The sequence below is a fragment of the Apibacter sp. B3935 genome, assembly GCF_009827705.1.
Classification (GTDB): domain Bacteria; phylum Bacteroidota; class Bacteroidia; order Flavobacteriales; family Weeksellaceae; genus Apibacter.
In genome coordinates, this window is the sequence record NZ_WINL01000001.1 from 554,522 (window position 1) to 562,311 (window position 7,790).

Genomic DNA, 7,790 nt, shown 5'->3' on the forward strand with positions numbered 1-7,790 from the left:
AAATAATCCTCCATAAACACATCCTAACATAATTCCTACTAAAAATAATATAATTGGAATTTCCCACTTGTTCTCATAAATATATTTTATACTTATAATTATCCACAATATAATAGTTATAAATGTACTAGGATTATTTTTCACTAGTTTTACAAATTTTTTTCGAAAATTATTCTTTTTTATGCTCATTATTATTCTCCATTTGTTTTATTGTCTCAGTACCTACTCCAGATGCTATTGTTGAAGCTGAGGTTGTTCTTTTAGCTCCATAGACATCTAACTTTTTCTGTGCGCCTTTAACATCTGCTTTAGATTTTGGTACTGTATTAGATTTTCCTCTGGCAATATTCTTTTGAGTATTTACTTCAATTTGTAAAGATTTAGCTGTTTTTGTTTTCTTTAATAATTTTCCTGCTACTTGCCCTGCTATTTGTCCGATTGCAACATCTACAACTGTTTCTCCAGCACTAACTTCACCTTCATTAATAGCCTGACTAGCAACACTTATTCCTGTATCTGTAGCTAATTCTATAATGGCTGTTCCAACTTTTCCTACATTTTTGGCTTTTGCTGCTATAGCTATTCCTGCACTTAAGGCCCCCGCTCCTGCGGATACTGCTATGGATTTATAATCTATATCGGTCCATGCTTCTATTCCTCTTTTTCCTTCTATATAATTTACCCCTACTTGCAATCCATAATCTACTATTGCTCCAATTACTGCTCCTGCTATAGCTTGCTTTCCGTTGGGATATACTAATAGAACAGGATTCTGATAACAATACCCATAGGCATTATGATTAAACGAGTTATAAACTCCTCCATTATGTTGACCATCTATATAATGCTCGGTTTCATTATTCGGATTATATCCACTTAACGGATCCGCACTTAACCATACACTTTCTCTTGGATTATAGTATCTTGCTCCGTAATAATACTTTTTTTCAAATAACTCAGTTAGCTAAATTAGCTTTTAATACTTAATTTAAAATTTATTTATCTTTTTTATCTTGCAATGTTATTTTTTTTCTCACCTTTTTTTGTATCCTTGATAAATTTACTATTATTTAACAATAGAGCACCAAAAGGTTCAATAAAAAATTCTGGGATATTATAATACTTTTGTAATTATTCAGGTTCTATTCTCCTAAGACGAATTAGTATTTTTGGATATGATTAATAGTTAAAATTAAAAAAACCCGCTATTTGCAGGTTTTTTACAATTTATTCTTGTTTTTTATTATTCTTCATATATTCATATAACTCTCCTACTGTTAATTTTTTAATCTCTCTAATCTTTCTTAATCTCAATAAATTTAAAAAAGATATACTCTTTGTTATTTCAATTTCACTATGAAAATATTTATAAAAATCAAAACTTTCAAATGAAACATTAAAATCTTTTTCAATCTTATTTAATAAATCTTCAGCTGGATATCCATCAGTATATTTTGAAATCACAGTATTTTTATTAATCTTTCTCGTCTCGATACATAAATCCGCAGATATAACTTCTATTAAATTATATAATGTAAGTTCCATTTTAAAAACATTATTTACTGTGAAATTTGTTCATTTTGATTAATTCTATCTTGAATAGCTCGTAAGCCCCCGTCTATCCTCATTCCGCTTTCCAAATAATTATCACTTGGCCTAATACATGATCCACATGGGGTTATAGGTTCGAGAAGACTATTAACAGCTGACTCTCCTAATATTCCTCCTAATATTCCACCTCCTATTCCACCTGCAGCTGCTCCTATTGGACCTCCAATAACTCCACCAAAAGTTGCTCCTGATTCCGCTCCAGCTATAGCCCCGCCCCAAATTCCTGATTCTCTTATTGTGGCAATTGGTTTATTATCTGATATTGAAATATTATATATTGACATTCCTACTCCTCCTACTACTAATCCTCTTCCTAACACAGGAGTGAGTCTTCCCATCGCTGGCCCTATTTTATGATGTGTTATTGGAGAGCCTACTATTTCATTAATTTTTTTTGCTGTGGCAGCCGAAATTCCTGAAGGTTTATTAGCCCAACTCTTATCTCTAAAATATAATGAAGCTTTTGAAGTACCTATTGTTACATTAGTTCCTTTTACTGCTGCACCCAATTTTGCTCTAGTTGAAACATTATTATTTCCTAAATAATTTAACGTTCTACCCGATCCATAGAAAGCTCCTGTCATTTTTGAAGTAGAAGTATTAAAATTTGATGAATTTAATAATTCCGCTGAATCTAAACCATAAACTGATGAAGCCTGCTTCCCATTGGGATCTACTAACTTAACCGGATTATGATAACAATAAATATTGGTATTTAGGTTAAATGAATTATAAACTCCTCCATTATGTTGACCATCTATATAATGCTCGGTTTCATTATTCGGATTATATCCGCTTAATGGGTCCGCACTTAACCATACACTCTCTCTTGGATTATAGTATCTTGCTCCGTAATAATACATTTTTTTAAATAACTCAATTAGCTAAATTAGCTTTTTTATCATTATTTCTGAAATTAATTTATCTTTTGAATCATACAAAATTCTCATTTCTCTAAACTACCTCTGTAACGTTACTAATTTTTTTTATCTTGGCTATGAATCTTCCTCATAGCTCCGAAAAACAAACTTTGAAATATGTTTCTATGCTTTTACAATCACCTGGCTCTTATCCCCTCGATGAACTGGTATTATGGGATATGAGAAATAAGTAAACTTCAATAAAAAAGAGGAGCAAATGCTCCTCTTTTTTGTTATCCAAAATAAATTTAAATTTAATTTTTACTTGTTAATTCCGAAATAGTTGATAAAGTAGGTGATGTTGGAAATATTTCTCCATCTATAACATCAATTCTTGAAGATAAAATCATTAGATATACATCATTATTATCCTTATATATCAATATATTGACATTCTGATTTCTATAGGACTTAAATGTCATATCTTCCTCTAATGTATTATTAAAACTAAATGAAATTTCATTTGAATCAGTATTTAATTCTAATAAATTATCATTATTTATACTGTTATATACTTTCATATTCTGTTTAGTATAAACCAATATAGTACCTAACTCTACTGGAAATGTATGAGTATTAAAAGATAAAAGATAAGGATTATGAATACTTTTTGAAGGTTTATTAATAAAATCATTTCTTGTAAAGATATTTTCCTGATTAATTGTAGAAAATGGTTTAGATGAAATATGAATAACATCAGAAATAGGCCTGTATTTATCTTTTAAATTTCCTATCCTAACTACTATAAAATAATATTTATCATCTACCATACCTTCTGATGAAAAAAATTTATCCTTGAAATTATATTCACTGAAGTACTTTATCCTATCTTCTGGTATATTTAATATTTTACCTATTTTGTATATTTTAATATCGTGCATATCAACTAATTTGCTGGCAGACCAAAAATAATATATAAAACTATAAACAACATAAATTAAACCCAATAAGATAAATCCTCTTAAAACCTTTCTAAATAAATTTATATTTTTCACAATCTCCTAAATTAATTTACTGCTGGTTGCAAAATTGGAGGTGGAGTTAAATTTCCACTTCTGGCTGTACCTATTAATATGAGAGCTCCTGCAGGTTTTATACCTATATTTAATCCTGTACTGGTATTATCTCTATTTATATTTTCTGAAATCCCAATATTAATTTCAGAATTTAATATATCTGGTGTTAATTTCACCCCAACAGAAACATCATAAGTTCCTAACAATGACACACCAACACTTGCAGAAATATCACTTTTGCTAAATCCTACATTACTTTTAAGTATTCCTAAATCTGCCTGGTTTTCATATGACGTTGATTTTCCACTTGTAAATTTAACATCTGAATTAAAAATTCCTGGACTTCCTTTTGTTGTCGTTGTATTCATCGTTGCTGACATTAAAATATTTTCATAAAAAAGACTTTTTTCATATGAAATACTTGATGTATTCGTGAAAATTGTATTACGAATTGAAGAACTCAAAGAAGATGTTTCTTTTGAAGTTGAACTATTATTACCCTGTGATTGCTGATACTGAGATTGCGCTGATAATGCATTCATATACGATTGATTAAACATTCCTTGGAAATATGCTTGTTTTCCGTTGGGATCTACTAACTTAACCGGATTATGATAACAATAAATATTGGTATTTAGATTAAATGAATTATAAACTCCTCCATTATGCTGACCGTCTATATAATGCTCGGTTTCATTATTCGGATTATATCCGCTTAATGGGTCCGCACTTAACCATATACTCTCTCTTGGATTATAGTATCTTGCTCCGTAATAATACATTTTTTTAAATAGCTCAGTTAGCTAAATTAGCTTTTAATACTTAATTTTTTAAAAATTATTTATCTTTTTATATCATACAAAATTTTCTTTTCTAAATTACCTCTGTAATGTTGTTAATTCTTCTCTTATCTTGACTATGAATCATCCGGTGTTCTCGTAAAACAACTTCTTGATTATTATATATGCTTTTACAATCACCTTGCTCTTATCCACTACGTAAAAATGGATTTCCTCATATAATGTTATATACCAAAATAATACTCCTTAATACAAAAAGCGGAACTTAAAAGTTCCACTTTTCTTTGATATTTATTTGTAGTTCTATTTATCCGTAAATATGGTATACTTTTTACGATATTTAATAATACAAAAATCTATTTTTTATTTTTGGTAAAATATCTTATTATTTTATAAATAAAATCCTGTATAAATGCAAATAAACAACCTAAAAACAAAATAACAGCTATCATTATCAAAATAACATACCATTTTTCTATTGGTAATTCAAAAAGTAAAAAAATAAAACAAACAGTAATTACTATATATGTAAAGTTATTCTCTAAAAAACGCATAATTCGTATAATACTTTTTTATTAATTATTAACCTTATCTTTATCTTTTGAATTAGATTGTTTAATTATCTCACTACCTAATTCAGATGCCGCTGTAGATGCTCCCATTGCTCTATTATTAATATATCTATCTAACTTTTTTTGTGCGCCTTTAACATCTGCTTTAGATTTTGGTACTGTATTAGATTTTCCTCTGGCAATATTCTTTTGAGTATTTACTTGAACTTGTAAAGATTTAGCTGTTTTTGTATTCTTTAATAATTTTCCTGTTACTTTTCCTACTCCTTGTCCGATTGCAACATCTGCAACTGTTTCTCCTGCACTAACTTCACCTTCATTAATAGCCTGACTAGCAACACTTATTCCTGTATCTGTAGCTAATTCTATAATGGCTGTTCCAACTTTTCCTACATTTTTGGCTTTTGCTGCTATAGCTATTCCTGCACTTAAGGCCCCCGCTCCTGCGGATACTGCTATGGATTTATAATCTATATCGGTCCATGCTTCTATTCCTCTTTTTCCTTCTATATAATTTACCCCTACTTGAACTCCATAATCTACTATTGCTCCTATTAGTGCTCCTGCTATTGCCTGCTTTCCATTAGGATCAACCAGCTTAACCGGATTTTGATAACAATATCCATACGTATTAAGGTTAAACGAGTTATACACTCCTCCATTATGCTGACCGTCTATATAATGCTCGGTTTCATTATTCGGATTATATCCGCTTAATGGATCTGCACTTAACCAAACTCTTTATATCACATCAAAATACTTTGCTTCATATTAGTAAATATATGTTTATTTATCTAATTATTTTCCACTAATATAGCTATCTTTTGTTAATTTGAAAAATTAATAATTTAATCAAAAAACCTCGCATAATGCGAGGTTTTTGATTTCTATTTACCTTTTGCCCATTCGGGACGTTCTTTCCAGCCTCCCGGCGGAGCTTGCTTTATGCTATCCGGAACAGGAATATCCTGGTATATTTTTGAATAACTATTATCCTCCAATGAAAATTGGACCAAATAATAATGTCCTACCTTGGGATCTGCACTATCCCTATATATACTACTACTTGAATATACTTTATCATTTACGGTATATTCATAACTTACTTTTTTATGATTTACTATAGGCCAATAGATCCGATCTATATATCCTATCGTGTAATTGCCATATTCTACAGGATTATGTTTGTAACTTATATGCATATACAGCAATATAAAAGGTATTATAATAAATAAATAATTCCATTTTGAGTCTCGAGTCCAATAATAGCGTAAAGTTTCTATAAACTTATTCATTAGGGTTATTTTCTAATCCAATTTATTTTGAATTACATTGACTCCATAATCCGGGGCATTCATAAGTACGGTTGCGGCCTTGCTTCCTGCTGTTTGACCAAAGCGTACGCTGGTTTGCATGTATGTCCCGATTACAGTTCCTTTAAATAATTGTGAACCACTGATTCCTGTAGCTGCAGATCCTCCTATTACGCCTAAGGTTGCCTGTGTTACAAAATCTCCTTTACTCACTGTTCCATTGAATATTGTTTTAGTAGGGTTTCCAACAGTTATTTGTGTTGTTGAAGATAGCAAGGCATTTCCAACATAATTCATTCCCAGGCCCGCTAAGCCACTCTGGGTAAGGTTGACATCTCCTATAGCTTTGGTCAAATCTCCGCCGTTTGTAGTCATGTTTGCCGTCGTTTGTACGGCAGCATCTGTGCCTACTATACCTAAAACGGCTGTAGTTGTTGCTCCTCCGGATAAACTAAAGACTCCTGCTGCTATGCCTTCATAAGCCGCAACCGGTCCGAAAATCACGCATAATGCTCCTAAAGTCCAGTTCTTTACATCATCTGTATGCATTAAGGGTTTTCCGCCATAGGCATCCAAATATCGTTGATAGGCTTCTCTTGAGCGTCTTTCTTTTTCCTGCTGTTGCTTGGTAACTACATTGTTGGACGGTCTTCTTTTTCCTTCTACTACTATTTCTGGTAATACTGTCTCATTCTCTGGATCTACTCCTTCTGTTTTCATTCCTGTTGGATCTGTATACTTTATTGGGTTCTGATAGGTATACTGATATATTAACATTGTTTTATCATATAAGGGATCTACACTTAAAAAGATGCTTTCTCGCGGATTATAGTATCTTGCTCCATAATAATACTCATCCAACTCAGCTCTGCGTGCGTTTCCTTCGTCTAAAGCCGTGTGATTCTTCCTCAGAAATAGTGAATAATAGGGATTCTTTCTAATGATCATCATAATGATAAAAATACTTTTTTTTGATATAAAATATTTTTTTATCTTTTTGTTAAAAGATTTTCTTCATTTTCTTTCTGGTATTTTAATTTATATTAAAAACCCCGCAAGTTGCGGGGTTGTTTCTATATAAGATTTTTAACAATTAATTTAACATCATGATTTAAAAATTTCCACTTCTAAATATTTTATATTATCTTCTTCATAATAATCTAAAATAATTTCTTCCTTAAAATCAATACTAAGCAAAGTAATAATTTGAGAACTTAAATCTTTAAAATTAAAATCAAAATTAAAATCTGTAAATAAATTAATTTCAAGAGTACCGCAATCTAAACTATGAGATATAAATAAATAAAAATTTTTACTATTCACATATTCAGTTAATATTTTTCTTAATTTTTCTTTATTACTAAACGAAATTATATGTTTATTTATTAACTCACCTCTTTTATGCTGAGCAATTTTATCGGTAGCAATAATTGATAACAGATCTTTTGAGTCAATATTTCTAGTTAAAATATTACTTAATTCCTCCAAATAATATTTTAAATACTGTCGACCATAAATTCTCCTTTTCTTCTGTTCTAATGTCTCTTTATCTTCCATT

9 protein-coding genes are annotated in these 7,790 nt (G+C 30.2%); all 9 read right to left on the minus strand.

Features of this window, described 5'->3' with window-relative positions:
- Nucleotides 1–169: 169 nt before the first annotated feature.
- The 9 genes from GFV00_RS02390 to GFV00_RS02430 all read right to left on the minus strand — a co-directional run bounded on the left by GFV00_RS02390 (nucleotide 170) and on the right by GFV00_RS02430 (nucleotide 7,789).
- Nucleotides 170–694, minus strand: coding sequence for a hypothetical protein (locus tag GFV00_RS02390; RefSeq protein WP_160556394.1), 525 nt, complete (start codon nucleotides 692–694; stop codon nucleotides 170–172).
- A 533-nt stretch (nucleotides 695–1,227) separates the two neighbouring features.
- Complete coding sequence (locus GFV00_RS02395; protein ID WP_160556392.1) at nucleotides 1,228–1,545, minus strand: DUF1493 family protein; 318 nt, start codon at nucleotides 1,543–1,545, stop codon at nucleotides 1,228–1,230.
- A 14-nt stretch (nucleotides 1,546–1,559) separates the two neighbouring features.
- Nucleotides 1,560–2,474, minus strand: coding sequence for a hypothetical protein (locus tag GFV00_RS02400; RefSeq protein ID WP_160556390.1), 915 nt, complete (start codon nucleotides 2,472–2,474; stop codon nucleotides 1,560–1,562).
- Nucleotides 2,475–2,785: 311 nt separating this feature from the next.
- On the minus strand, nucleotides 2,786–3,526 hold the full coding sequence (locus GFV00_RS02405; protein ID WP_160556388.1) for a hypothetical protein: 741 nt from the start codon (nucleotides 3,524–3,526) through the stop codon (nucleotides 2,786–2,788).
- Nucleotides 3,527–3,537: 11 nt separating this feature from the next.
- The gene (locus tag GFV00_RS02410) at nucleotides 3,538–4,329 is read right to left on the minus strand and encodes a hypothetical protein (RefSeq protein WP_160556386.1); all 792 of its coding nucleotides are present in this window, start codon (nucleotides 4,327–4,329) and stop codon (nucleotides 3,538–3,540) included.
- 593 nt (nucleotides 4,330–4,922) lie between these two features.
- A complete protein-coding gene (locus tag GFV00_RS02415; protein WP_160556384.1) occupies nucleotides 4,923–5,573 on the minus strand; it encodes a hypothetical protein in 651 nt (216 codons plus the stop codon).
- A gap of 233 nt (nucleotides 5,574–5,806) precedes the next feature.
- Nucleotides 5,807–6,214, minus strand: coding sequence for a hypothetical protein (locus GFV00_RS02420; RefSeq protein ID WP_160556382.1), 408 nt, complete (start codon nucleotides 6,212–6,214; stop codon nucleotides 5,807–5,809).
- A 12-nt stretch (nucleotides 6,215–6,226) separates the two neighbouring features.
- Nucleotides 6,227–7,183 (minus strand): RHS repeat-associated core domain-containing protein, encoded by a 957-nt coding sequence (locus GFV00_RS02425; RefSeq protein ID WP_160556380.1) that lies wholly within the window; start codon nucleotides 7,181–7,183, stop codon nucleotides 6,227–6,229.
- A 153-nt stretch (nucleotides 7,184–7,336) separates the two neighbouring features.
- Complete coding sequence (locus tag GFV00_RS02430) at nucleotides 7,337–7,789, minus strand: hypothetical protein (RefSeq protein WP_160556378.1); 453 nt, start codon at nucleotides 7,787–7,789, stop codon at nucleotides 7,337–7,339.
- Nucleotide 7,790: the final 1 nt, after the last annotated feature.

What these genes read in the sequence shown, in the direction of transcription:
- GFV00_RS02395 (WP_160556392.1), bottom strand. Translation starts at nt 1,545, where the DNA reads ATGGAACTTACATTATATAATTTAATAGAAGTTATATCTGCGGATTTA.
- GFV00_RS02400 (WP_160556390.1), bottom strand. Translation starts at nt 2,474, where the DNA reads ATGTATTATTACGGAGCAAGATACTATAATCCAAGAGAGAGTGTATGG.
- GFV00_RS02410 (WP_160556386.1), bottom strand. Translation starts at nt 4,329, where the DNA reads ATGTATTATTACGGAGCAAGATACTATAATCCAAGAGAGAGTATATGG.
- GFV00_RS02420 (WP_160556382.1), bottom strand. Translation starts at nt 6,214, where the DNA reads ATGAATAAGTTTATAGAAACTTTACGCTATTATTGGACTCGAGACTCA.
- GFV00_RS02425 (WP_160556380.1), bottom strand. Translation starts at nt 7,183, where the DNA reads ATGATGATCATTAGAAAGAATCCCTATTATTCACTATTTCTGAGGAAG.
- GFV00_RS02430 (WP_160556378.1), bottom strand. Translation starts at nt 7,789, where the DNA reads ATGGAAGATAAAGAGACATTAGAACAGAAGAAAAGGAGAATTTATGGT.